This is a genomic window from Pseudomonas sp. FW300-N2F2 (assembly GCF_017351655.1).
Lineage (GTDB): Bacteria > Pseudomonadota > Gammaproteobacteria > Pseudomonadales > Pseudomonadaceae > Aquipseudomonas > Aquipseudomonas fluorescens_AA.
The window spans coordinates 1,152,955-1,177,488 of record NZ_JACNDQ010000003.1; the positions used below are offsets into that span (position 1 = coordinate 1,152,955).

The following is a 24,534-nucleotide window of genomic DNA, read 5'->3' on the forward strand; positions in this document are numbered from 1 at the left end:
CAAAGGCTCGCCCCCACAGGTGGTGGTGTGAAGCTTAGTTGTGGGCGTGCAGTGCTTCGTTCAGCTCGATGGCCGACTTATGTGTCTTGCATTCCACCGTACCGGTCTCGGAATTGCGGCGGAACAACAGGTCGGGCTGGCCGGCCAGGTCGCGGGCCTTGACCACTTTCACCAATTGGTTGTTTTCGTCCAGCAGCGCCACTTTGGTGCCGGCGGTCACGTACAGGCCCGACTCCACGGTGTTGCGATCGCCCAGCGGGATGCCGATGCCGGCGTTGGCGCCGATCAGGCAGCCTTCGCCGACCTTGATCACGATGTTGCCGCCACCCGACAGGGTGCCCATGGTCGAGCAACCGCCGCCCAGGTCCGAACCCTTGCCGACGAACACGCCCGCCGAGACACGGCCTTCGATCATGCCCGGGCCTTCGGTGCCGGCGTTGAAGTTGACGAAACCTTCGTGCATGACCGTGGTGCCTTCGCCCACATAGGCGCCCAGGCGAATCCGAGCGGCGTCGGCGATGCGCACGCCGGCCGGGACCACGTAGTCGGTCATTTTCGGGAACTTGTCCACCGAGAACACTTCCAGCAGTTCGCCACGCAGGCGGGCTTCGAGCTGGTGCTCGGCCAGTTCGGCCAGGTCGATCGCGCCCTGGCTGGTCCAGGCCACGTTCGGCAGCAGAGGGAAAATGCCGGCCAGGTTCAGGCCGTGGGGCTTGACCAGGCGATGGGACAGCAGGTGCAGCTTGAGGTAGGCCTCAGGGGTGGAGCTCAGTTGGGCATCTTCGGCCAGCAGGGTGGCGACCAGGGGCTTGTGGCTTTCAGCCAGGCGGGTCAGCAGGGCAGCTTGTGCGGCATCGACGCCCTTGAGGGCTTCAGCCAGTTGCGAGGCCTGGGCGGTGGTGAAGGTGATGGCCTGGTTGCCTTCGCTGTAGCCGAGGATCGGCGCGATGGCTTTGACGATGTCGGCCGACGGGTTGAGCAGCGGCTGTGCGTAGAACACTTCCAGCCAGGCGCCTTGACGGTTTTGAGTGCCGACGCCGAAGGCCAGGCTGAACAGGGTAGTGGACATGAAATTACCTCTACAAAATGGACTGGGCAGGCTTACTTGATCTCTGCCGCATAAATATCTGGCTTGAAGCCAATCAGGGTTCGGTCACCGAGATCGAGCACCGGGCGCTTGATCATCGAGGGTTGGGCGAGCATCAGTTCGATGGCTTTCGTCTGGTCGAGATCGGCTTTGCGTTCGTCGTCGAGTTTGCGAAAGGTCGTACCGGCACGGTTCAACACCACTTGCCAGCCATGCTCGTTGCACCATTGGGTCAGGTGTTCACGGTCGATGCCGGCGGTCTTGTAGTCGTGAAAGTCGTAGTGCACAGCGTGATCATCGAGCCAGGTGCGCGCCTTTTTCATCGTGTCACAGGCTTTGATGCCGAAAAGGTGCAACGTTTTGCTTGAATCGGTCAAGGAACTGCCCCCTTTGCAGGTGCTGGAAATAAAAGGTGAAGGATTATGCCATGACCGGACAGTTTCGCGACGGCCCAGGTTGATGTACACCAAAACCTGTGGGAGCGAGCTTGCTCGCGATGGCGGTCTTACATCCAACATTGATGTCGACTGGCTACACCGCTATCGCGAGCAAGCTCGCTCCCACAGGAGGTGGGCTGCGACATAGGTGTAACGGCCAAGTTAATCCTAGGCGGTTAATATGGCACTTCAACGGCAAGCTGTTGCCGGATGTGTGTCGCTGCCAGTGGAAACCGTTATGCAAAGCGCTTATACCGTCCTGATCCTGTTGATGCTGGTAGGCGTGTCGCGCCTGATCGGACGGTTGATCCCGCTGCCGCTGCCCCTGGTACAGATCGGCGCCGGTGCCGTGCTGGCCTGGCCGTCCCTGGGCCTGCACGTGGCCCTCGATCCTGAGTTGTTCCTGTTTCTGTTCCTGCCACCGCTGCTGTTCTCCGACGGCTGGCGCATGCCCAAGCGCGAGTTGTGGCGCCTGCGCGGGCCGATCCTGACCCTGGCGGTGGGGCTGGTGTTGTTCACGGTGGTGGGCGCCGGCTACTTCATTCATTGGCTCTTGCCAAGTATCCCGTTGCCGGTGGCCTTTGCCCTGGCAGCGGTGCTGTCACCGACCGACGCGGTGGCGGTGTCGGCGATTGCCCGCGACCGTCTGCCTGCGCCGTTGATGCACATGCTCCAGGGCGAGGCGCTGATGAACGATGCGTCGGGCCTGGTGACGTTCAAGTTCGCCCTGGCGGCGGCCATCACCGGGGTGTTTTCCCTGGCCAGCGCGAGCCTGACGTTCGTGTTGGTGGCGGTGGGTGGCCTGCTGGTCGGTGTGGCCCTGAGTTGGCTGCTGGGCCGGCTGCGGGCGTGGATGATTGCCCGGGGTTGGGACGACCCGGCCACCCATGTGGTGTTCATGTTGCTGCTGCCGTTTGCCGCCTATGTGTTGGCTGAGCGCTTGGGCGCCTCGGGCATTCTCTCGGCGGTGGCGGCGGGGATGATGCAGAGCTGGCTCGACCTGCTGCCGCGCCAGACCGGCACGCGGTTGCTCAATCGCAGTGTCTGGTCGCTGTTGGAATTCGCCTTCAACGGCTTGATCTTCCTGCTGCTGGGCTTGCAACTGCCGGACATCATCAAGGCGGTGACCCGCCTCGAAACCACGCTCTGGCCGACGTTGTTCTACCGTTGCCTGGATGTGCTGGCGATTTTCCTGGTGTTGTTGGTGCTGCGGTTTGTCTGGGTGCAAAGCATCTGGCGCCTGTCCGGCCTGTTGCGACGCTGGCGTGGCCAGGGCGAACTGACCCCGGTGCCGACCGCACGTTCTTGCTGGTTGCTGACTTTCGGTGGCGTGCGCGGCGCGGTGACACTGGCGGGCGTGCTGTCGGTGCCATTGCTACTGAGCGCGGGCGAGGCGTTTCCCGAGCGGGACCTGCTGATCTTCATCGCCGCCGGGGTGATTCTGCTGTCGTTGATCGCAGCTTGTATCGCCTTGCCGTTGTTGCTGCGGGGCATCGAGAAAAGCCCCGACGACAAACGTCGCAATGAAGTCCGCGAGGCCTGGCGCAAAACCGCTGAAGCGGCGATCCGCGCGCTGGAAGTGGAAGAACCGACCGAGGCGGGCAGTACGCCGGATGCAGCCCAGGCGGCGTTGGCGACCGAGGTCAAGGCGCGGTTGATGTCCGAGTATCGTCATCAGCTCGACGTGTTCAACGACTCCGCCGAAACCCAGGCGCTGGCATTCGAGATGGACCTGCTGGAGCGCCGGCTGCGCTTGAAGGCTTTTCGGGCGCAGCGGCTGGAGTTGTATCGCCTCAGCCGTCATCACCAGATTGGCGATGATGTGCTGCGTGAGGTGTTGGGGGAGTTGGATCTGGCGGAGGCGAATTTGGGGTTGGGTAAATAGATTGCGCAAAGCTAATTGTGGCGAGGGAGCTTGCTCCCGCTGGGGTGCGAAGCGCCCCCAAAACCTGACAACCCAGTATTTCAGATAAATTGAGTTGACCGCTTTGGGGCCGCTGCGCAGCCCAGCGGGAGCAAGCTCCCTCGCCACAGGGATGGTGGTCTGACAGACGCACCGAAGTTTCCGACAAGTTTTTAAGGTTGTCCGTCGGAAGCGAGGGCTCTAGCCTTTGGGTGTCGCTGCCAAATCAGCGACCGGACGTGAGAATCCGAACTTTCCCTAGGAGCACATGCTTCTGCGCTATTAAGTGCAGGGTTTCCAATACTTCAGCTCTAGGTAGCAGTTTCATGACCAAAGAATCTCAAACCTCACCCAAACCTGCCTCCACCTTCCCCTACGGCGACTACGCCCCTGAAAAGCTGCAAGAAGCCGCTGATCGTGCGCTGGATCATTACCTCAAGCCTGACGACAGCGAGTCAGACCCCAAGCCTTCGGTACAGTTGTTCATCGTGTCGGACAGCGTTGATACCGAAGCCTTGCTAGCCAACCTCAGCGAAACCCTGGCTTCGGCCAATGCGATGCTCAGCGACCTGGCGTTTGGCCTGGACGGCTCGCGGCGGCATGTGGCGTTGGGAGTGGCGCAGATGATTGAGTTGGGGGCGTTGCTGGCGAACAAGGCGTTGGATCGGGTAGAGCTTCGGACTTGATGCAGTAAGTGCCGGCCTTATCGCGAGCAAGCTCGCTCCCACAGGGGATTTGTGTCGTTCACAAATATGCCAATCGACACCAAGCCCCTGTGGCGAGGGAGCTTGCTCCCGCTGGGGCGCGAAGCGCCCCCAAAACCTGACAACCCGATGTGTCAGGAAAATTGAGTGGGCTGCCTTGGGGCCGCTGCGCAGCCCAGCGGGAGCAAGCTCCCTCGCCACAACAGCGGTCCACTTCAGTCCGATACAGCCATCAACCCCGACGCTGGATGAACGCTCGGATCCGCTCCGCCGCTTCCACGCATTCAGCCAACGGCGCGACCAGCGCCATGCGCACGCGCCCGGCGCCCGGGTTGACGCCATCCACTTCGCGGGACAGGTAGGAACCCGGCACCACGGTCACGTGTTCATGTTCGAACAGGTCACGGCAGAACGCTGCATCATCGCCGGCCACGTTCGGCCACAGGTAGAAGCTGCCGTCGGGGCGTTGCACGTCCAGCACCGGGCTGAGGATTTCCAGCACGGCGTCGAACTTCTCCCGGTACAGCGCGCGGTTGGCCCGTACGTGCACTTCGTCGTTCCACGCGGCGATGCTCGCCAGTTGGGTCTGAACCGGCATCGCGCAGCCGTGATAGGTGCGGTACAGCAGGAAACCCTTGAGGATGTCCGCGTCGCCAGCGACGAAACCGGAGCGCAGGCCGGGCAGGTTGGAGCGTTTGGACAGGCTGTGGAACACCACGCAGCGCTTGAAATCCTTGCGACCCAGTTCGACGCAGGCGCTGAGCAGCCCTGGCGGCGGGGTCTGTTCGTCGAAGTACAGTTCGCTGTAGCACTCGTCCGCCGCGATCACGAAGTCATGCTCATCGGCCAAGGCGATGAGTTTTTTCAGCACGTCTACCGGGATCAACGCGCCGGTCGGGTTGCCCGGGGAGCACAGGAACAGGATCTGGCAGCGTTTCCAGATGTCCGGCGAGACGGCGTCGAAATCCGGGTTGAAGCCGTTCGCGTCCAGGCACGGCAGGTAGTGCGGCTTGGCCCCCGCCAGGAACGCCGCGCCTTCGTAGATCTGGTAGAACGGGTTCGGGCTGACCACCAGGGCGTCGTCGCCTCGGTTGACCACGGTCTGGGTGAAGGCGAACAAGGCTTCACGAGTGCCATTGACTGGCAGCACATGGCGCGCCGGGTCCAGCCAGCCGTTCGGCACGTTGAAGCGACGCTCGCACCAGCCGGTGATTGCTTCACGCAGTTCCGGGATGCCGAGGGTGGTCGGGTACACGGCCATTTTTTCCAGATTGCTGGCCAGGGCTTCAGCCACGAAGCTGGGCGAGCGATGCTTGGGTTCGCCGATGGACAACGCGATGGGGCGTTTGTCCGGGTTGGGCGTGACGCTGCCGAGCAGGGCGCGGAGCTTTTCGAACGGGTAGGGCTGCAACTGGTTCAAAGCGTTGTTCATCGGGGGCCTCGTCAATGTGGGCGCGGTCCTTGTGGGAGCGAGCTTGCTCGCGATAGCGGTGGGTCAGGCAACATCAATGCTGGATGTTGCGCCGCCATCGCGAGCAAGCTCGCTCCCACAGGGGCAGTTCGTTGATTCAGATAGTGATGCGCGTCAGGTTGATATCCGGTTCCTGGTTGACGCTCAAATGCCGGACGATGGCCTCCTGCAGGCGGCTGCACAGTTGCGGATCGGACAGCGGCTGGTTGTGAGCGTCGGTGATGAAAAACACGTCTTCTACCCGTTCGCCGAGGGTGGCGATCTTGGCGTTTTGCAGCGACAGGTCGAACTCCAGGAAAATATGGCCGATCCGCGCCAGCAGGCCCGGGCGGTCCGGGGCGCTGAGTTCCAGCACGGTGACCTGGCGCTGGGCGTCGTTGTGGATCGTCACCTGTGGCGCAAACGCAAAATGCTTGAGTTGGCGCGGCACCCGGCGCTGGATGATGGTCGGGTAGTCCGCCGGGTTGCGCAGGGCTTCGGTGAGGCCGTCGCGAATCTGCTTGACCCGCGCCGGGTTGTCGCCAATCGAGTCGCCGTCGGTGTCGAGCACGATGTAGGTGTCGAGGGTGAACTGGCTGCTGGAGGTAATGACCCGGGCGTCATGGATGTTGAGGTTGAGCTGGTCCATCGCCGCCACGGTCACGGCGAAGAAGTCGTGCTGGTCCGGGGCGTAGATGAAGATCTGCGTGCCGCCCTCGAACTCGCGCTGGGTGGTTTCCTTGATCAGCACCAGCGGCCCGCCATCGGCCGGTTGCTGCAGGATCGCGTCGCTGTGCCAGGCCACGTCGCCGGCGGTGTGGCGCAGGAAATAGTCATCGCCCAATTGCGACCAGAGCTGCTCGACATCGTCCGGATCGGTGCCGCCGCGTACCAGGATGTCCAGGGCCGCGCTTTGGGTGCGGCGGATCTGTTCTTCGCGGTCCACCGGGTTTTCCAGGCCGCGGCGCAAGGCCCGCTTGGTCTCGGTGTAGAGCTGGCGCAACAGGCTGGCGCGCCAGGAGTTCCACAGGCTCGGGTTGGTGGCGTTGATGTCGGCCACGGTCAGCACGTAGAGGTAATCCAGGCGCGTTTCATCGCCGACGATCTGGGCGAAGTCGTGGATCACCTGCGGGTCGGACAAATCCTTGCGCTGGGCGGTGGTGGACATCACCAGGTGGTTCTGCACCAGCCAGACGATCAGCCGGCTGTCCCACAGGGGCAGTTGATGGCGCTGGCAGAATGCCTCGGCATCCACCGCGCCAATCTCGGAGTGGTCGCCCTGGCGGCCCTTGCCGATGTCGTGGTACAGCCCGGCCATGTAGATCAGCTCGGGCTTGGGCAGCTTGCCCATGAGCTTGCTGGCCAGCGGGAATTTCTCCGACACCTGGGTGTACTGCAGCTTACGCAGGTGCTTGATCAGGTTCAGGGTGTGGGCATCGACCGTATAGATGTGGAACAGGTCGTGCTGCATCTGCCCGACGATGAAACCGAACTCCGGCAAATAACGCCCGAGAATCCCGTAGCGGTTCATCCGGCGCAGGTTGCGGTGCACGCCGATCCTGCACTTGAACAACTCGATGAACAGGCTGGTGTTGCGGATGTCGTGACGGAAATCTTCATCGATCAGATGACGGTTTTCCCGCAGCAGGCGGATGGTGTCGGCGCGTACACCCTTGATTTCCGGCTGCTGGGCCATGAGCACGAAGATCTCGAGCATGGCAAAGGGCGTGCGGCGGAACACATTGGCGTTGCGCGCTTCGATGTAGCCGTCGTGCAGTTGGAAGCGTGAGTTGATCGGCTGCGGCGGCTCTTCGTCTTCGGGGGCGAGGATGACTTCCTCGAAGTGCTGGATGATCAGTTCGCTGAGCTGGGCGATGCTCATCACCACGCGGTAGTACTGCTGCATGAAGTTTTCGATGGACTGCTTGGCATCCTGCCCTTCGAAACCCAACAGGCCGGCGATGGAGCGTTGGTGATCGAACAGCAGGCGGTCCTCGGAGCGCCCGGCGAGCATGTGCAGGGCGTAGCGGACCTTCCACAGGAATTCCTGGGACGAGGCCAGCAAGGCGTTTTCGCTTTCCACCAGGAAACCTTCGCCGGCCAGGGCGCGCAGGTTCAGCGTGCCGTACTGGCGACGGGCGACCCACAGGATCGTCTGGATGTCCCGCAGCCCGCCGGGCGAGCCCTTGACGTTGGGTTCCAGGTTGTATTCGGTGTCGTTGTACTTGTGGTGGCGGGCCTTCTGCTCGGCGTGCTTGGCCAGGAAAAAATCCTTGCTGGGCCACATGTGCTCTGTGCTGGTGACATCGAGCATGCGCTGGCGCAGGCGCTCGGGACCGGCGATGGTGCGGCTTTCCATCAGGTTGGTGATCACCGTCAGGTCGGCGCGGGCCTCCTCGGCGCATTCCTGCACCGAGCGCACGCTCTGGCCGACTTCCAGGCCGATGTCCCACAGCAGCGTCAGGAAACGCTCGATGGAATCGCGGAAAACCTCATGGTCGGCGCTGTCCAGCAGGATCAGCAGGTCGATGTCGGAGTAGGGGTGCAGCTCGCCACGCCCATAGCCGCCCACGGCCACCAGGGCGATGTCGGCGTCTTCGCTCCAATCGAACTGCTCCCAGGCCTTTTGCAGGATGTTATCGACAAACCAGGCGCGGTCCTCGATCAGCCGGCGAATGTCCCGGCCATTGCGAAAGCGCTGGTCGAGCACTTCGTGGGCCTGGCGGATTGCCTTCTTGAACGCCGAGATGGGGCTTGCCTTCAGGGCCAGTTCAGCCTGGAACTGGCCGCGGTCGAAGAGTTCGGGATCCACCTGCGGCATTGAATGGCTTTCCTTTCTATCTATATCTATCGGATCTATAGGCTGGGTTCGGATCAGGCGGAAACGCGCGCGATGGTGTCATCGCTACGCAGGGTGAAGATTTCATAGCCCGTCTCGGTGACCAGCAGGGTGTGTTCCCACTGGGCCGACAGCTTGCGGTCCTTGGTGATGGCGGTCCAGCCGTCGCCCAGCACCTTGGTGTCGGCGCGGCCCTGGTTGATCATCGGCTCGATGGTGAAGGTCATGCCCGCCTGCAGTTCCATGCCGGTGCCGGCACGGCCGTAGTGCAGGATCTGCGGTTCTTCGTGGAACACCTTGCCGATGCCATGGCCGCAGAACTCGCGCACCACCGAGAAGCCGTTCTTCTGCGCGTGCTTCTGGATCACTTCGCCGATGTCCCCCAGGCGGCAGCCCGGTTTCACCAGTTCGATGGCCATGTACATGCATTCCTGGGTGACCTTGGACAGGCGCTGGGCCCACTCCGGCACGTTGCCGACATGGAACATGCGGCTGGTGTCGCCGTGATAGCCGTCCTTGATGACGGTGACGTCGATGTTCAGGGTGTCGCCATCCTTCAACGGTTTTTCGTTGGGGATGCCGTGGCAGACCACGTGGTTGATCGAGGTACAGATCGACTTCGGGAAGCCTTTATAGTTGAGCGGCGCCGGGATGGCCTTCTGCTCGTTGACGATGTAGTCGTGGCAGATGCGGTCCAGCTCTTCGGTGGTCACGCCCGGCTTGACGTAGTCGGCGATCATCTCCAGCACTTCGGCGGCGAGTTTGCCGGCGACACGCATTTTGGCGATGTCCTCGGGTGTCTTGAGGGTAACGGTCATACAGGCTCTCTCTGCGCCCGACGGCGCTGTTCAAAACGAAATGGGCGGCGGATGATGATACGCCGAGCCCTGAAAGAGGCGATTCTAACAGACCATCGGGGCAAAGCGCTCCCGGCCTGGAACTCTGTGGCGAGGGCGAGTGGGAGCAAAGCTTGCTCGCGATAGCGGTAGACCGGTCGACACAGTTGTAGACTGACCTGCCCCAATCGCGAGCAAGCTTTGCTCCCACAGGTTTGTGGCTTAACTGACCGACATTGGGGCAAGCCTTGCTCCCACAATCCCCTCGCCACAGAGGATTTCAGAATCCATGTTCCGTTTTCGCCCTTGCTGTGGTATAAAATGCGCCGCTTTCCGGGGATGACCCCGTAAGCTTAAATCCACACACGTGTCGACACGATGACCTGGGTGCCTCGGCTTATATAGCCGCTGGTTGGTCATTGGGATACGTGGAGGCCAAACCCGACTTATCAAGGAACTATCATGTCCCAAGTCAACATGCGCGATATGCTGAAGGCCGGTGTGCACTTCGGTCACCAGACCCGTTACTGGAACCCGAAAATGGGCAAGTACATTTTCGGCGCGCGTAACAAGATCCACATCATCAACCTTGAAAAAACCCTGCCGATGTTCAACGAAGCACTGACCTTCGTAGAGCGCCTGGCCCAGGGCAAAAACAAGATTCTGTTCGTCGGCACCAAGCGTTCCGCTGGCAAGATCGTTGCTGAAGAAGCAGCACGTTGCGGTTCGCCGTACGTCGATCACCGCTGGTTGGGCGGCATGCTGACCAACTTCAAGACCATTCGCGCTTCCATCAAGCGTCTGCGTGACCTTGAAGTCCAGTCCGAAGACGGTACTTTCGCCAAGCTGACCAAGAAAGAAGCGCTGATGCGCACTCGCGATCTTGAGAAGCTGGACCGCTCCCTGGGCGGTATCAAGGACATGGGCGGTCTGCCTGACGCACTGTTCGTGATCGACGTTGACCACGAGCGCATCGCGATCACCGAAGCCAACAAGCTGGGTATCCCGGTCATCGGCGTTGTCGATACCAACAGCAGCCCGGAAGGCGTTGACTACATCATCCCAGGCAACGATGACGCCATCCGCGCCATCCAGCTGTACATGGGTTCGATGGCTGACGCTGTGATCCGTGGTCGCAACAACGTGAATGGCGGCACCGAAGTCTTCGCTGAAGAAGCTCCGGCAGCAGCCGCTGAGTAATTGACGCCCCTGGCGTTGACTCAGTAAGCAAAAAGGGGGCTTGGCCCCCTTTTTGCCACCTCGAAAACCATTTGCCGCCAGCGCAGTGACCTGTTTGTAACCTGCCGTGGCCTATAAACAGTGGTTTTCCAGGAAGAATTGATCGCCCGTTCGATCGGGTGGAATGGTTGAAAACCTATCCAAGAGGATTTTGAAATGGCAGAGATTACTGCAGCGTTGGTCAAAGAACTGCGCGAGCGTACCGGCGAAGGCATGATGGATTGCAAGAAAGCCTTGACCAAGGCTGGCGGCGACATCGAGAAAGCCATTGATGACATGCGTGCTTCGGGCGCCATCAAGGCTGCCAAGAAAGCCGGCAACGTCGCCGCTGAAGGCGCCATCGCCATCAAGGACGACGGCAAGGCTGCCGTTCTGCTGGAAGTCAACTCCCAGACCGACTTCCTGGCTCTGCAGGATGACTTCAAGGCATTCGTCGCTGCCAGCGTCGAAAAAGCTTTCGCTGACAAACTGACCGACGCAGCCCCGCTGATCGAGTCCCAGGAAGAAGCACGCCTGGTCCTGGTCGGCAAGACCGGCGAAAACGTCAACATCCGCCGTCTGGTTCGCGTTGAAGGTGACGTGGTCGGTACCTACCTGCACGGCAACAAGATCGGTGTTGCGGTTGTCCTGAAGGGCGGCGACACCGAGCTGGCGAAAGACATCGCCATGCACGTGGCAGCTACCAACCCTGAGTTCCTGCTGCCTTCGGACGTTTCGGCTGAAGCGATCGAGCGCGAGAAGGGCGTTTTCCTGCAGCTGAACGAAGAGAAGCTGAAAGGCAAGCCTGCTGAAATCGCAGAAAAAATGGTCAGCGGCCGTATCTCCAAGTTCCTGGCCGAAGCCAGCCTGGTTGAGCAGGCTTTCGTCAAGAACCCGGAAATCAAGGTCGGCGACCTGGCGAAGAAAGCCGGTGCTGAAATCGTTTCGTTCACCTACTTCAAAGTAGGCGAAGGCATCGAGAAGCCAGTTGATGACTTCGCTGCTGAAGTTGCTGCCCAGGTAGCTGCTGCCAGCAAGCAATAAGACGGTTTTCATAACTGTCGCCCAGAAGAGGCTGCCCGCTTAACGCGCGCAGCCTCTTTTCGGATGGGGATGCCGATTTTTATTGGTTTCCTGTCGGAACTGGCTTACAAAGCCGTGTTCCGATGGCGCTGTGTCAGCGTCAAGCTAGAGTGAACGCAGGCTGCAAACAGCTTGCAAAGAATTTTTTGAACACATACGCCGCAGGAGAGATTCGCAATGGCTCAGCAGGGCAGTGGTTATCAGGCTCGCTATAAACGCATTCTACTCAAGCTTAGCGGCGAGGCCCTGATGGGCTCGGAAGAGTTCGGGATCGATCCGAAAGTGCTGGATCGCATGGCCCTGGAAGTTGGCCAGTTGGTCGGGATCGGCGTTCAGGTCGGCCTGGTCATCGGCGGCGGCAACCTGTTCCGTGGCGCGGCGCTGAGCGCGGCCGGCATGGATCGGGTCACGGGCGACCACATGGGCATGCTGGCCACTGTGATGAACGCCCTGGCTATGCGCGATGCGTTGGAGCGTGCCAATATCTCGGCCATCGTGATGTCGGCCATTTCCATGGTTGGCGTGACCGATCACTACGATCGTCGCAAAGCCATGCGCCACCTCAACGCCAAGGAAGTGGTGATTTTTGCCGCCGGTACCGGTAATCCGTTCTTCACCACGGATTCGGCCGCCTGCCTGCGAGCGATCGAGATCGATGCCGATGTCGTGCTCAAGGCGACCAAGGTCGATGGCGTCTATACCGCTGACCCGTTCAAAGACCCGCATGCCGAGAAGTTCGATCATCTGACCTACGATGAAGTGCTGGATCGCAAGCTGGGTGTCATGGACCTGACGGCTATCTGCCTGTGCCGCGACCACAAGATGCCGCTGCGCGTCTTTAACATGAACAAGCCCGGTGCCCTGTTGAATATCGTCCATGGCGGCGCCGAAGGAACACTGATCGAGGAAGTTCAACAATGATCAATGAAATCAAAAAAGACGCTCAAGAGCGCATGCAGAAATCCCTGGACTCTCTGAACCACGCATTCGGCCAGATTCGTACCGGCAAGGCTCACCCCAGCATCCTCGGCAGCGTCATGGTGCCTTACTACGGCACTGACACACCGCTGAGCAGCGTTGCCAACGTCACCGTGAAAGACTCGCGCACCCTGCAGGTCGTGGCTTTCGAGCGCAACATGCTCGCTGCTGTAGACAAGGCGATCCAGAGCGCCGGTCTGAACCTCAACCCAACTAACTTGGGGGAGTTGCTGCTGATCCCGATGCCGGCCCTCACCGAGGAAACGCGCAAAGGCTTCACCAAACAAGCCCGTAGCGCAGCGGAAGATGCGCGTGTTGCTGTGCGCAATATCCGTCGTGACGCGTTGGGTGAGCTGAAGAAGTTGGTCAAGGATAAGGAAATCAGTGAAGACGAAGAGCGTCGTGCCATCGCTGATATCGATAAGCTGACCAAAGAATCCGAGGCCCAGATCACCAAGGCCACGGACGAGAAAGAAAAAGACCTGATGGCCGTATAAGGGTCTCGTTTTCATGGAAAAGACCAAGCAGGCCGTGCCGTTCGCGGTTCCGCGCCACGTGGCGATCATCATGGACGGCAACAACCGCTGGGCCAAGAAACGCTTTATGCCTGGCGTCGCCGGGCACAAGGCGGGGGTCGATGCGGTTCGTGCGGTCATCGAGGTGTGCGCCGAGGCGGGGGTCGAGGTGCTGACCCTGTTCGCCTTCTCCAGCGAGAACTGGCAGCGGCCGGCCGATGAAGTCAGCGCCTTGATGGACTTGTTCCTCAAGGCCCTGCGTCGTGAGGCCAAGCGCCTCAACGACAACAAGATCAGCTTGCGCATCATCGGTGATCGCTCGCGCTTCCATCCTGAGTTGCAGGCGGCGATGCGCGAAGCCGAGGCTGCGACGGCGGGCACCAATCGGTTCGTCCTGCAGATCGCCGCCAACTACGGTGGCCAGTGGGACATTGCCCAGGCTGCCCAGCGGTTGGCGCGGGAAGTCCAGGCCGGGCACTTGCGCCCGGAAGACATCACCCCTGAACTGTTGCAGACCTGCCTGGCGACCGGTGACCTGCCATTGCCGGACCTGTGTATCCGTACCGGTGGCGAGCATCGCATCAGCAACTTCCTGCTCTGGCAGTTGGCTTATGCCGAGTTGTACTTCTCCGACCTGTTCTGGCCGGACTTCAAACACGAAGCCATGCGCACCGCACTGGCCGATTTCGCTTCCCGTCAGCGTCGCTTCGGTAAAACGAGCGAGCAGATCGAAGCTGGAGCCCGGGTTTAATGCTTAAACAACGAATCATCACTGCCTTGATCCTGTTGCCTATCGCCCTGGGTGGTTTCTTCCTGCTCGAAGGTGGCAGCTTTGCGCTGTTCATCGGGCTGGTCGTGACCTTGGGCGCATGGGAGTGGGCGCGGCTGGCGGGTTTTCCTGCGCAGTCGGCGCGCGTGACCTATGCGACGGCCGTGGCGGCCATGCTGTTCATCATGTACGTGGTGCCCGGCCTTGCGCCTTGGGTGCTGGGTGCCGCGGTGCTGTGGTGGGCGACGGCGACCTTCCTGGTCCTGACCTATCCACGGACTACGCATCATTGGGCCAATACGGCGACCAAGCTGGTGATCGGCCTGTTGATCCTGCTGCCGGCCTGGCAGGGGCTGATCTGGATCAAGCAAGGCCCGTTGGGCAACTGGCAGATCATGGCCGTGATGGTGCTGGTCTGGGGGGCCGACGTTGGCGCCTACTTCTCCGGTCGGGCCTTCGGCAAGCGCAAGCTCGCGCCGAAAGTCAGCCCTGGCAAGAGCTGGGAAGGGGTCTATGGTGGCCTGGCCTTGAGCCTGGTGATCACCACGGTGGTCGGTTTCGTGCGGGACTGGACGGTCGCGCAACTGTTCATGGGCCTTATTGGCGCCGCCCTGATCGTATTCGTGTCGGTGGTCGGCGACCTGACCGAAAGCATGTTCAAGCGTCAGTCCGGGATCAAGGACAGCAGTAACCTGTTGCCCGGTCACGGTGGTGTGCTGGATCGCATCGACAGCCTGACTGCCGCAATCCCGATCTTTGCCGTGCTGTTGTGGATGGCGGCATCGTGAGTCGCCCCCAGCAGATCACTGTCCTTGGCGCGACCGGTTCGATTGGCCTCAGTACGCTTGACGTCATTGGCCGGCATCCGGAGCGCTACCAGGTTTTCGCCCTCAGTGGCTTCACGCGTTTGAGCGAATTGCTGGCGTTGTGCATTCGCCACACCCCGCGGTTTGCCGTGGTGCCTGAGGTTGGCGCGGCGCGGGGGTTGCAGGACGATTTGCGCGCAGCCGGCCTGCAAACCCGTGTGCTGGTAGGGGAGGAGGGGCTCTGCCAAGTGGCTGCCGACCCTGAAGTCGACGCCGTGATGGCGGCGATTGTCGGTGCGGCGGGCCTGCGTCCGACCCTCGCGGCGGTGGAGGCCGGCAAGAAGATCCTGCTGGCCAATAAAGAGGCGCTGGTGATGTCCGGCGCGCTGTTCATGCAGGCTGTACGCAAGAGCGGCTCGGTGTTGCTGCCGATCGACAGCGAGCACAATGCGATTTTTCAATGCATGCCGCGGGATTTTTCCCGTGGTCTCGGCGCGGTAGGTGTTCGGCGTATTTTGCTGACAGCCTCCGGTGGTCCGTTCCGGCAGACGCCGCTGGAAGAATTGGTGCATGTTTCACCAGAACAGGCCTGTGCCCATCCGAACTGGTCCATGGGGCGCAAGATTTCCGTGGATTCGGCCAGCATGATGAACAAGGGGCTGGAACTGATCGAGGCCTGCTGGCTGTTTGATGCCAAGCCGTCGCAGGTCGAGGTGGTGATTCACCCCCAGAGCGTGATTCACTCCCTGGTGGATTACGTCGACGGGTCCGTGCTGGCCCAGTTGGGTAACCCGGACATGCGCACTCCGATCGCCAATGCCCTGGCCTGGCCTGAGCGTATCGACTCGGGCGTTGCGCTGCTGGACCTGTTCGCTATCGCTCGCCTGGATTTCCAGGCGCCCGATGAGCAGCGCTTCCCCTGCCTGCGCCTGGCGCGCCAGGCGGCCGAGGCGGGCAACAGTGCGCCGGCCATGTTGAACGCTGCCAATGAAGTGGCCGTTGCCGCGTTTCTCGATGGACGTGTCCGTTACCTCGAGATCGCGAGTATCATCGAGGAAGTCTTGAATCTCGAGGCCGTGGTTTCGGTCGATGACCTCGACACAGTATTTACGGCGGATGCCAGGGCTCGCGAGTTGGCGGGCCAATGGCTGCAGCGCCACGGGCGTTGAAGCTGCGATACGTTAGCCAGGGTTGCCCTGGACAGGATTGCGGAGAAAACAGATGAGCGCGCTCTATATGATTGTCGGCACCCTGGTTGCCTTGGGGGTGTTGGTCACTTTTCACGAATTCGGTCATTTCTGGGTTGCGCGTCGCTGTGGCGTCAAGGTCCTGCGTTTTTCCGTGGGCTTTGGCATGCCATTGCTGCGCTGGCACGACAAGAAAGGCACCGAGTTCGTCGTGGCGGCCATCCCGTTGGGTGGCTACGTCAAGATGCTCGACGAGCGCGAAGGCGAGGTCCCGGCCGATCAGCTCGATCAATCCTTCAATCGCAAGACCGTCCGTCAGCGTATTGCCATCGTCGCGGCGGGGCCGATCGCCAACTTCCTGCTGGCCATGGTGTTTTTCTGGGGCCTGGCCATGTTGGGCAGCGAACAGGTGCGTCCGGTCATCGGTGGAGTAGAGGCCGGTAGCGTTGCCGCCCGTGCCGGGCTGGGTGCCGGGCAGGAAATCGTCGCCATCGATGGCGAGCCTACTTCGGGCTGGGCGGCGGTCAATCTGCAGTTGGTACGTCGCCTGGGTGAGAGCGGTTCGTTGCAATTGATGGTGCGCGAGCAGGGCTCCACGGTGGATTCGCCTCGCGAGCTCATCTTGGACAACTGGCTCAAGGGCGCGGACGAGCCGGATCCGATCCGCTCCCTGGGGATCCGGCCATGGCGTCCGGCCTTGCCGCCGATCCTCGCCGAACTCGACCCGAAAGGCCCGGCCCAGATGGCTGGTCTGAAGACCGGCGATCGGTTGCTGGCCCTCGACGGCCAGCCGGTCGGCGACTGGCAGCAGGTGGTCGATTCGGTTCGTGTACGTCCTGATACCAAAATTGTGCTGCGCATCGAGCGCGACGGTGCTCCAATCGACGTCCCGGTAACCCTGGCCGCCCGTGGCGAGAGCAAGGCGCCGACCGGTTACCTGGGAGCAGGCGTCAAGGCGGTCGACTGGCCACCGGAAATGATCCGCGAGGTCAGTTTCGGCCCAGTGGCGGCGATTGGCGAGGGTGCGCGTCGTACCTGGACCATGAGCATCCTGACGCTGGACTCGCTCAAGAAAATGTTGTTCGGCGAGCTCTCGGTAAAAAACTTGAGTGGACCGATAACCATTGCTAAAGTGGCGGGCGCTTCTGCCCAGTCGGGCGTCGCTGATTTCCTGAATTTCCTTGCTTATCTGAGCATTAGCCTGGGGGTTCTGAATTTGCTGCCCATTCCGGTACTGGATGGGGGGCATCTGCTGTTTTATCTGATCGAGTGGGCGCGTGGTCGTCCCTTGTCGGATCGGGTGCAAGGTTGGGGGATACAGATCGGTATCAGCTTGGTAGTCGGGGTCATGTTGCTTGCCCTCGTCAACGATCTGGGTCGTCTGTAACGCTTCGCTGAATTGCGAATCTGCCGCATTTTGCGGCAGTTTGTTTATTGCCAGTTGGAATAAGAAAGGACTTCATGAAACGTCTGCTGCTAACTGCGGTTCTCACCGTATTGATGATCGCCGAAGTTCACGCCGAGTCCTTCACTATCTCTGATATTCGCGTCAATGGCCTCCAGCGGGTCTCCGCGGGTAGCGTCTTTGGTGCCTTGCCGTTGAACGTCGGCGAGCAGGCGGATGATCGGCGCCTGGTGGAATCCACGCGTGCGCTGTTCAAGACCGGCTTCTTTCAAGATATCCAGCTGGGCCGTGACGGCAATGTCCTGGTCATCACGGTAGTCGAGCGCCCGTCGGTCGCCAGTATCGAGATCGAAGGCAACAAGGCGATCTCCACTGAAGACCTGATGAAGGGCCTGAAACAATCCGGCCTGGCCGAAGGCGAGATCTTCCAGCGCGCCACCCTCGAAGGTGTGCGTAACGAGCTGCAGCGCCAGTACGTTGCCCAGGGCCGCTACTCGGCCACCGTCGACACCGAAGTGGTGCCGCAACCGCGCAACCGCGTCGGCCTGAAGGTCAACATCAATGAAGGCACCGTGGCGGCCATCCAGCACATCAACGTGGTGGGCAACACGGTTTTCCCGGATGAAGACCTGATCGACCTGTTCGAACTCAAGACCACCAACTGGCTGTCGTTCTTCAAGAACGACGACAAGTACGCCCGTGAAAAACTCTCCGGTGACCTGGAGCGCCTGCGTTCCTACTACCTGGACCGTGGCTACATCAACATGGACATCGCTTCGACCCAGGTGTCCATCACCCCGGACAAGAAGCACGTCTACATCACCGTCAACGTCAACGAAGGCGAGAAGTACACCGTTCGTGACGTCAAGCTCAGCGGTGACCTGAAGGTTCCCGAGGACCAGGTCAAGTCGCTGCTGCTGGTACAGAAGGGCCAGGTGTTCTCGCGCAAGCTGATGACCACCACCTCCGAGCTGATCACCCGCCGCCTGGGTAACGAGGGCTACACCTTCGCCAACGTCAACGGCGTGCCGCAGCCGCATGATGAAGACCACACCGTCGACATCACGTTCGCCGTGGACCCGGGCAAGCGTGCCTACGTCAACCGCATCAACTTCCGTGGCAACACCAAGTCCGAGGACGAAGTGCTGCGCCGTGAAATGCGCCAGATGGAAGGTGGCTGGGCGTCGACTTACCTGATCGACCAGTCCAAGACCCGCCTGGAGCGCCTGGGCTTCTTCAAGGAAGTCAACGTCGAGACGCCGGCCGTGCCGGGCGTCGATGACCAGGTCGATGTGAACTACAGCGTCGAAGAGCAGGCTTCCGGCTCGATCACCGCCAGCGTCGGTTTCGCCCAGAGCGCCGGCCTGATCCTCGGTGGCTCGATCACCCAGAACAACTTCCTGGGTACCGGTAACAAGGTCAGCATTGGCTTGACCCGTAGCGAATACCAGACCCGCTATAACTTCGGTTTCGTGGACCCCTACTGGACCGCTGACGGCGTGAGCCTGGGTTACAACGCCTTCTATCGCACCACCGACTATGACGAGCTGGACTCTGACATCTCCAGCTATGCGGTGGACAGCTACGGTGTCGGCGCCAACATCGGCTACCCGATCAGCGAAACCTCGCGCCTGACCTTCGGCCTCACGGCCCAGCAGGACAAGATCAACACCGGTCGCTACACCGTCGACGAGATCTTCGATTTCGTGAACAAGGAAGGCGACAGCTACCTGAACTTCAAGGCGTCTGCCGGCTGGTCCGAGTCGACCCTGAACAAGGGCGTGCTGGCGACCCGTGGCCACTCCCAGAGCCTGGTGTTCGAAACCACCACCCCTGGCAGCGACCTGTCGTTCTTCAAGCTCGACTACCGTGGCCAGTTGTTCCAGCCGCTGTCCGACAACTACACCATGCGCCTGCACACCGAGCTGGGCTATGGTGACGGCTATGGCTCCACCGATGGCCTGCCGTTCTACGAGAACTACTACGCCGGTGGTTTCAACTCGGTACGTGGCTTCAAGGACAGTACCCTGGGCCCGCGCAGTACGCCGAGCCGGGGCAACAATCCAGGCACCATTGCCGACCCGGATCAGGATCCGCTTCCGTTCGGTGGCAACGTCCTTATCCAGGGTGGTCTGGAAGTCCTCTTCCCGATGCCGTTCGTCAAGGATCAGCGTTCCCTGCGTACCTCGGTATTCTGGGACGTGGGTAACGTATTCGACTCCAAGTGCAGCGACACTACCAACGCCAACGGCACCAGGTCCGATACTCAGTGCAACGATATCAGCCTGAGCAACCTGGCCAGTTCGGTGGGTGTGGGCGTGACCTGGGTCACCGCGCTGGGTCCCTTGAGCTTCGCGTTGGCGATGCCGATCAAGAAACCGGATGACGCTGAAACCCAAGTGTTCCAATTCTCCCTCGGCCAGACGTTCTAAGCGTCTGACCCATGACAACGACAATGGATTTTGTAGGAGTGCATCGTGCGTAAGTTGACTCAATTGGTTCTCCTGGCGACCGTACTGGTCGCCGGTCCGGCTTTTGCCGACATGAAGATTGCCGTGCTGAATTATCAGATGGCCCTGCTGGAATCCGACGCGGCGAAGAAGTACGCCGTGGATGCCGAGAAGAAATTCGGCCCGCAACTGACCAAGCTCAAAGGCCTGGAAAGCAGCGCCAAGGGCATCCAGGATCGTCTGGTCGCCGGTGGCGACAAGATGGCCCAGGGCGAGCGCGAGCGTCTGGAGCTTGAATTCAAGCAAAAGGCCCGTGACTTCCAGTTCCAGTCCAAGGAGCTGAACGAAGCGAAGGCCGTTGCCGACCGCGAAATGCTCAAGCAACTCAAGCCGAAACTCGATAGCGCAGTGGAAGAAGTCATCAAGAAGGGTGGTTTTGACCTGGTGTTCGAGCGTGGCGCAGTGATCGATGTCAAGCCTCAGTACGACATCACGCGCCAAGTGATCGAGCGCATGAATCAGCTGAAGTAATCCATGACAGCGACTATCAAGCTCGGCCAGTTGGCCGAGTTCCTCGGCGCCACCCTGCGTGGCGACCCGGAGAAGACAATTACTGGGCTAGCCACTTTGCAAGAGGCTGGCCCAGCTCAGTTGAGCTTTCTGGCAAACCCTCAATACCGCAAGTACCTGGTCGACAGCCGGGCAGCCGCGTTGTTGCTCAAGGCCGCTGATGCCGACGGGTTTGCCGGCGATGCCCTGATCGTGCCCGATCCGTACCTGGCGTATGCGCGAATTTCCCATCTGTTCGATCCCAAGCCGACATCGGCCGCCGGTATTCATCCCAGCGCCGTGATCGCCGCAGATGCCGTGGTGGACCCTACCGCCAGCGTCGGCCCGTTCGTGGTCATTGAAAGCGCGGCCCGAATCGGTGCTGGCGTCACGTTGGGTGCCCATTGCTTCATTGGCGCACGCAGCGAGATCGGCGAAGGCGGCTGGCTGGCGCCACGGGTCACCCTGTATCACGATGTGCGCATCGGCAAGCGCGTGGTGATCCAGTCCGGCGCCGTGCTGGGTGGCGAAGGGTTCGGTTTTGCCAACGAGAAAGGCATCTGGCAGAAGATCGCCCAGATCGGCGGTGTCACCATTGGCGATGACGTGGAGATCGGCGTCAACACCGCGATCGATCGCGGTGCCCTGGCCGACACGGTCATCGGCAATGGCGTCAAGCTCGACAACCAGATCCAGATCGCCCACAACGTTCAGGTCGGTGACCACACCGCCATGGCCGCCTGCGTGGGCATCTCCGGCAGCACCAAGATCGGCAAGCACTGCATGCTCGCCGGTGGCGTGGGCCTGGTGGGCCATATCGACATCTGTGACAACGTGTTCCTGACCGGGATGACCATGGTGACCCACTCGATTACCGAGCCGGGTGCCTATTCTTCCGGCACAGCCATGCAACCGGCAGCCGAATGGCGCAAGAGCGCGGCGCGTATCCGCCAGCTCGACGACATCGCGCGGCGCCTCAAGCAGGTGGAAAAGCGTGTAGGGGACGTGACCCCTGGCGGTAATGCTTCATCAGATGGCTGATACCATTTCCATATCAAGTGTGCACAGCCGTTAGGGCATCTTGATTTGCTAGCGGAGTGCGCGTCACTCGTGCGCTCCCAATCTTTACATAGGCTTCCCCCCGAAATGATGGACATCAACGAGATTCGCGAATACCTGCCTCACCGTTACCCGTTCCTGCTGGTGGATCGGGTGGTGGACCTGGACGTTGAAGGCAAGCGCATTCGCGCCTATAAGAATGTCAGCATCAACGAGCCGTTCTTCAATGGTCACTTCCCCGCGCATCCAATCATGCCGGGCGTCCTGATCATCGAGGCGATGGCCCAGGCTGCCGGGATCCTTGGTTTCAAAATGCTCGACGTCAAGCCTGCCGACGGCACGCTCTATTACTTCGTCGGCTCCGACAAGCTGCGCTTCCGCCAGCCGGTCACCCCGGGCGACCAGTTGATCCTCGAAGCCAAGTTCATCAGTTGCAAGCGCCAGATCTGGAAATTCGAATGCCAGGCTTCGGTCGACGGCAAGCCAGTCTGCTCCGCTGAAATCATCTGTGCGGAACGCAAACTATGAGTTTGATTGACCCTCGCGCAATCATCGATCCGACGGCCGTCCTGGCCGCCGATGTCGAGGTCGGCCCGTGGTCGATTGTCGGCGCAGGTGTGGAAATCGGCGAGGGTACGGTGATCGGTCCCCACGTAATTCTCAAGGGGCCGACCCGGATCGGTCGGCACAATCGCATCTACCAGTTTTCTTCGGTAGGCGAGGACACGCCCGATCTCAAGTACAAAGGTGAAGAAACCCGTCTGGTCATTGGCGATCACAACGTGATCCGCGAAGGCGTGACGATTCACCGTGGCACCGTCCAGGATCGTTCCGAAACGACCCTGGGCGACCACAACCTGATCATGGCCTACGCACACATCGGCCATGACAGTGTGATTGGCAACCATTGCATCCTGGTCAACAACACCGCGTTGGCCGGCCATGTACACGTGGACGATTGGGCGATCCTGTCCGGGTTCACCCTGGTGCACCAGTATTGCCACATCGGCGCCCACAGCTTCTCTGGCATGGGCACCGCCATCGGCAAGGACGTCCCGGCCTATGTCACGGTGTTCGGCAACCCGGCCGAAGCTCGCAGCATGAACTTCGAAGGCATGCGCCGTCGTGGTTTCAGTGAAGAGGCGATTACGGCCCTGCGTCGTGCCTACAAGGTGGTGTACCGCCAGGGCCTGACCGTCGAACAGGCGCTCGCCGAACTGGCCGAGGCGTCGGCGCAATACCCGGAAGTCGCGATCTTCCGCGACTCCATCCAGTCTTCGACCCGCGGCATCACTCGCTGACCATGGCTAACGTGCGCGTTGCACTGGTGGCGGGAGAGGCTTCCGGTGACATTCTGGGCGCGGGTCTGATGCGAGCGCTCAAGGCGCAGCACCCCGCGGTGGAATTCATCGGGGTCGGTGGGCCGTTGATGCAGGCCGAAGGCCTGACCTCCTATTTTCCGATGGAGCGCCTGTCAGTGATGGGCCTGGTGGAAGTGCTCGGTCGCCTGCGCGAGCTGCTGGCCCGGCGCAAGAAACTGATCCAGACCCTGATCGAAGAAAAACCGGATGTGTTCATCGGCATCGATGCACCGGATTTCACCCTCAATATCGAACTCAAATTGCGTCAGGCCGGGATCAAGACCGTGCACTACGTCAGCCCGTCGGTCTGGGCCTGGCGGCAGAAGCGGGTGCTGAAGATCCGCGAAGGCTGCGACCTGATGCTGACGCTGCTGCCGTTCGAGGCCAGGTTCTACGAAGAGAAAGGCGTGCCGGTGCGGTTTGTCGGACACACCCTGGCCGATACCATTCCCCTGGAAGCCGATCGCGAGGCGGCTCGCCAGGCGTTGGGCTTGCCCGATGGGCCGCTGGTGGCCTTGATGCCCGGTAGCCGGGGCGGCGAAGTGAGTCGCCTGGGTGGCTTGTTCTTCGACGCCGCCGAACGCCTTCTGGCGCTGCGCCCTGGTGTGCGTTTTGTCCTGCCGTGTGCCAGCCCGCAGCGCCGCGTCCAGCTGGAAGCCCTGCTGGTCGGTCGCGATTTGCCGGTGACGTTGCTCGACGGCCGTTCCCATGACGCGTTGGCGGCCTGTGATGCGGTGTTGATTGCCTCCGGCACTGCTACCCTTGAGGCGTTGTTGTACAAACGCCCGATGGTGGTCGCCTATCGCCTGGCGCCGCTGACGTTCTGGATTCTCAAGCGCATGGTCAAGAGCCCCTACGTGTCCTTGCCGAACCTGCTGGCCCAACGCCTGTTGGTGCCGGAGCTGCTGCAGGACGATGCGACCGCCGAGGCGCTGGCCAGCACGCTCTCGCCCTTGATCGACGGCGGCGAGGAGCAGACTCGCGGCTTTGACGAAATTCACCGTACCCTGCGTCGCGATGCCTCCAACCAGGCGGCTGACGCGGTACTGACCCTGATTGGCGCAAAACCATGAGCAACGTAAAGCTACAGATGGGCCTGGACTTCAACCTGGTTGCCGAAGTGGAAGAACTGGTGGCCGGTGTCGATGAAGTGGGGCGCGGCCCATTGTGCGGCGCGGTGGTGACGGCGGCGGTGATTCTCGACCCGAACCGGCCGATCCTGGGGCTCAATGATTCGAAGAAGCTCACGCAAGCCCGTCGCGAAAAACTCTACGACGAAATCTGCGAGAAAGCCCTGAGCTGGTGCATCGCCCGGGCCGAAGTCGAAGAAATCGATGAACTCAATATTCTGCACGCCACCATGCTTGCCATGCAGCGTGCGGTGCAGGGCCTGCACATCACGCCGAAGTTGGCGATGATCGATGGCAATCGCTGCCCGAAACTGTCGATGCGCGCCGAAGCGGTGATCCAGGGCGACGGCAAGGTGCCGGCCATCGCGGCGGCCTCGATCCTGGCGAAGGTCAGCCGTGACCGGGAGATGAGCGCCTTCGAGTTGATCTACCCAGGCTACGGCATCGGCAGCCACAAGGGCTACCCGACCCCCGTTCATCTGGAAGCCCTGGCACGCCTGGGGCCAACGCCGATCCACCGGCGTTCGTTCGCCCCGGTGCGGCTGGCGTATGAAGCCCGTGAAGGGTTGATCGAAAGCGAGAGATTCGCCTGATTCATTGTGGCGAGGGAGCTTGCTCCCGCTTGGGGGCGAAGCGCCCATAAGAAGGGAGCTGCTGCGCAGCCCAGCGGGAGCAAGCTCCCTCGCCACGGATTCAATCACTTCAATGAGCGGTATGGGTTGCAGGCTGATGTTTTACCCAAGGCCCGGTACAATCCGGGCCTTGTTG

22 protein-coding genes are annotated in these 24,534 nt (G+C 61.1%); 17 read left to right on the plus strand and 5 right to left on the minus strand.

The window, feature by feature from the left end; translation table 11 throughout:
- Window positions 1–34: 34 nt before the first annotated feature.
- Window positions 35–1,069 (minus strand): 2,3,4,5-tetrahydropyridine-2,6-dicarboxylate N-succinyltransferase, encoded by a 1,035-nt coding sequence (gene dapD / locus J4E63_RS25760; protein WP_207283708.1) that lies wholly within the window; start codon window positions 1,067–1,069, stop codon window positions 35–37.
- Window positions 1,070–1,101: 32 nt separating this feature from the next.
- Window positions 1,102–1,464 (minus strand): ArsC family reductase, encoded by a 363-nt coding sequence (locus tag J4E63_RS25765; RefSeq protein ID WP_053119206.1) that lies wholly within the window; start codon window positions 1,462–1,464, stop codon window positions 1,102–1,104.
- A 298-nt stretch (window positions 1,465–1,762) separates the two neighbouring features.
- Between J4E63_RS25765 and J4E63_RS25770 the strand changes: the two genes are divergently transcribed.
- Window positions 1,763–3,409 (plus strand): Na+/H+ antiporter, encoded by a 1,647-nt coding sequence (locus tag J4E63_RS25770; protein WP_207283709.1) that lies wholly within the window; start codon window positions 1,763–1,765, stop codon window positions 3,407–3,409.
- Between the two features lie 344 nt (window positions 3,410–3,753).
- Window positions 3,754–4,113, plus strand: coding sequence for a DUF6124 family protein (locus J4E63_RS25775; protein ID WP_207283710.1), 360 nt, complete (start codon window positions 3,754–3,756; stop codon window positions 4,111–4,113).
- 250 nt (window positions 4,114–4,363) lie between these two features.
- Here the strand turns inward: J4E63_RS25775 and dapC are convergent, their stop codons facing one another.
- The 3 genes from dapC to map form a co-directional block, all read right to left on the minus strand.
- The gene (gene dapC, locus J4E63_RS25780; protein ID WP_207283711.1) at window positions 4,364–5,563 is read right to left on the minus strand and encodes a succinyldiaminopimelate transaminase; all 1,200 of its coding nucleotides are present in this window, start codon (window positions 5,561–5,563) and stop codon (window positions 4,364–4,366) included.
- Between the two features lie 136 nt (window positions 5,564–5,699).
- Window positions 5,700–8,402, minus strand: a complete 2,703-nt coding sequence (locus tag J4E63_RS25785; RefSeq protein WP_207283712.1) for a [protein-PII] uridylyltransferase — start codon at window positions 8,400–8,402, stop codon at window positions 5,700–5,702.
- 53 nt (window positions 8,403–8,455) lie between these two features.
- Window positions 8,456–9,238 carry a type I methionyl aminopeptidase gene (map, locus tag J4E63_RS25790; RefSeq protein ID WP_053118843.1) on the minus strand — a complete coding sequence of 261 codons (783 nt, stop codon included), beginning with the start codon at window positions 9,236–9,238 and terminating at the stop codon, window positions 8,456–8,458.
- 480 nt (window positions 9,239–9,718) lie between these two features.
- Here map and rpsB point away from each other — a divergent pair, with 480 nt between their 5' ends.
- The 15 genes from rpsB to rnhB all read left to right on the plus strand — a co-directional run bounded on the left by rpsB (window position 9,719) and on the right by rnhB (window position 24,359).
- On the plus strand, window positions 9,719–10,456 hold the full coding sequence (rpsB, locus tag J4E63_RS25795) for a 30S ribosomal protein S2 (RefSeq protein WP_003198231.1): 738 nt from the start codon (window positions 9,719–9,721) through the stop codon (window positions 10,454–10,456).
- 195 nt (window positions 10,457–10,651) lie between these two features.
- Complete coding sequence (gene tsf, locus J4E63_RS25800) at window positions 10,652–11,518, plus strand: translation elongation factor Ts (protein ID WP_060739002.1); 867 nt, start codon at window positions 10,652–10,654, stop codon at window positions 11,516–11,518.
- Window positions 11,519–11,734: 216 nt separating this feature from the next.
- A complete protein-coding gene (gene pyrH, locus J4E63_RS25805; protein WP_024779012.1) occupies window positions 11,735–12,478 on the plus strand; it encodes a UMP kinase in 744 nt (247 codons plus the stop codon).
- A complete protein-coding gene (gene frr, locus J4E63_RS25810) occupies window positions 12,475–13,032 on the plus strand; it encodes a ribosome recycling factor (RefSeq protein WP_060739001.1) in 558 nt (185 codons plus the stop codon). Before pyrH ends, frr begins: the two co-directional genes overlap by 4 nt.
- 13 nt (window positions 13,033–13,045) lie before the next feature.
- Entirely contained in the window at window positions 13,046–13,801 is a 756-nt protein-coding gene (uppS, locus tag J4E63_RS25815) for a polyprenyl diphosphate synthase (protein WP_060739000.1), read from the plus strand.
- A complete protein-coding gene (locus J4E63_RS25820; protein ID WP_207283713.1) occupies window positions 13,801–14,607 on the plus strand; it encodes a phosphatidate cytidylyltransferase in 807 nt (268 codons plus the stop codon). The genes uppS and J4E63_RS25820 overlap by 1 nt, the downstream gene beginning before the upstream one ends.
- Window positions 14,604–15,794 (plus strand): 1-deoxy-D-xylulose-5-phosphate reductoisomerase, encoded by a 1,191-nt coding sequence (gene ispC / locus J4E63_RS25825; protein ID WP_207283714.1) that lies wholly within the window; start codon window positions 14,604–14,606, stop codon window positions 15,792–15,794. Before J4E63_RS25820 ends, ispC begins: the two co-directional genes overlap by 4 nt.
- A gap of 52 nt (window positions 15,795–15,846) precedes the next feature.
- The gene (gene rseP / locus J4E63_RS25830) at window positions 15,847–17,199 is read left to right on the plus strand and encodes an RIP metalloprotease RseP (protein WP_207283715.1); all 1,353 of its coding nucleotides are present in this window, start codon (window positions 15,847–15,849) and stop codon (window positions 17,197–17,199) included.
- A gap of 74 nt (window positions 17,200–17,273) precedes the next feature.
- Complete coding sequence (bamA, locus tag J4E63_RS25835; protein ID WP_072408285.1) at window positions 17,274–19,649, plus strand: outer membrane protein assembly factor BamA; 2,376 nt, start codon at window positions 17,274–17,276, stop codon at window positions 19,647–19,649.
- 45 nt (window positions 19,650–19,694) lie between these two features.
- Window positions 19,695–20,198 (plus strand): OmpH family outer membrane protein, encoded by a 504-nt coding sequence (locus J4E63_RS25840; protein WP_003184901.1) that lies wholly within the window; start codon window positions 19,695–19,697, stop codon window positions 20,196–20,198.
- Between the two features lie 3 nt (window positions 20,199–20,201).
- Window positions 20,202–21,257, plus strand: coding sequence for a UDP-3-O-(3-hydroxymyristoyl)glucosamine N-acyltransferase (gene lpxD, locus J4E63_RS25845; RefSeq protein WP_092330646.1), 1,056 nt, complete (start codon window positions 20,202–20,204; stop codon window positions 21,255–21,257).
- A gap of 105 nt (window positions 21,258–21,362) precedes the next feature.
- Entirely contained in the window at window positions 21,363–21,803 is a 441-nt protein-coding gene (gene fabZ / locus J4E63_RS25850; RefSeq protein ID WP_003184897.1) for a 3-hydroxyacyl-ACP dehydratase FabZ, read from the plus strand.
- The gene (gene lpxA / locus J4E63_RS25855; RefSeq protein WP_053118863.1) at window positions 21,800–22,576 is read left to right on the plus strand and encodes an acyl-ACP--UDP-N-acetylglucosamine O-acyltransferase; all 777 of its coding nucleotides are present in this window, start codon (window positions 21,800–21,802) and stop codon (window positions 22,574–22,576) included. The genes fabZ and lpxA overlap by 4 nt, the downstream gene beginning before the upstream one ends.
- A gap of 2 nt (window positions 22,577–22,578) precedes the next feature.
- Window positions 22,579–23,709, plus strand: a complete 1,131-nt coding sequence (gene lpxB, locus J4E63_RS25860; RefSeq protein ID WP_207283716.1) for a lipid-A-disaccharide synthase — start codon at window positions 22,579–22,581, stop codon at window positions 23,707–23,709.
- Window positions 23,706–24,359: a ribonuclease HII gene (rnhB, locus tag J4E63_RS25865; protein WP_192262326.1), complete on the plus strand. Its 654-nt coding sequence runs from the start codon at window positions 23,706–23,708 to the stop codon at window positions 24,357–24,359. The genes lpxB and rnhB overlap by 4 nt, the downstream gene beginning before the upstream one ends.
- Window positions 24,360–24,534 lie beyond the last annotated feature (175 nt).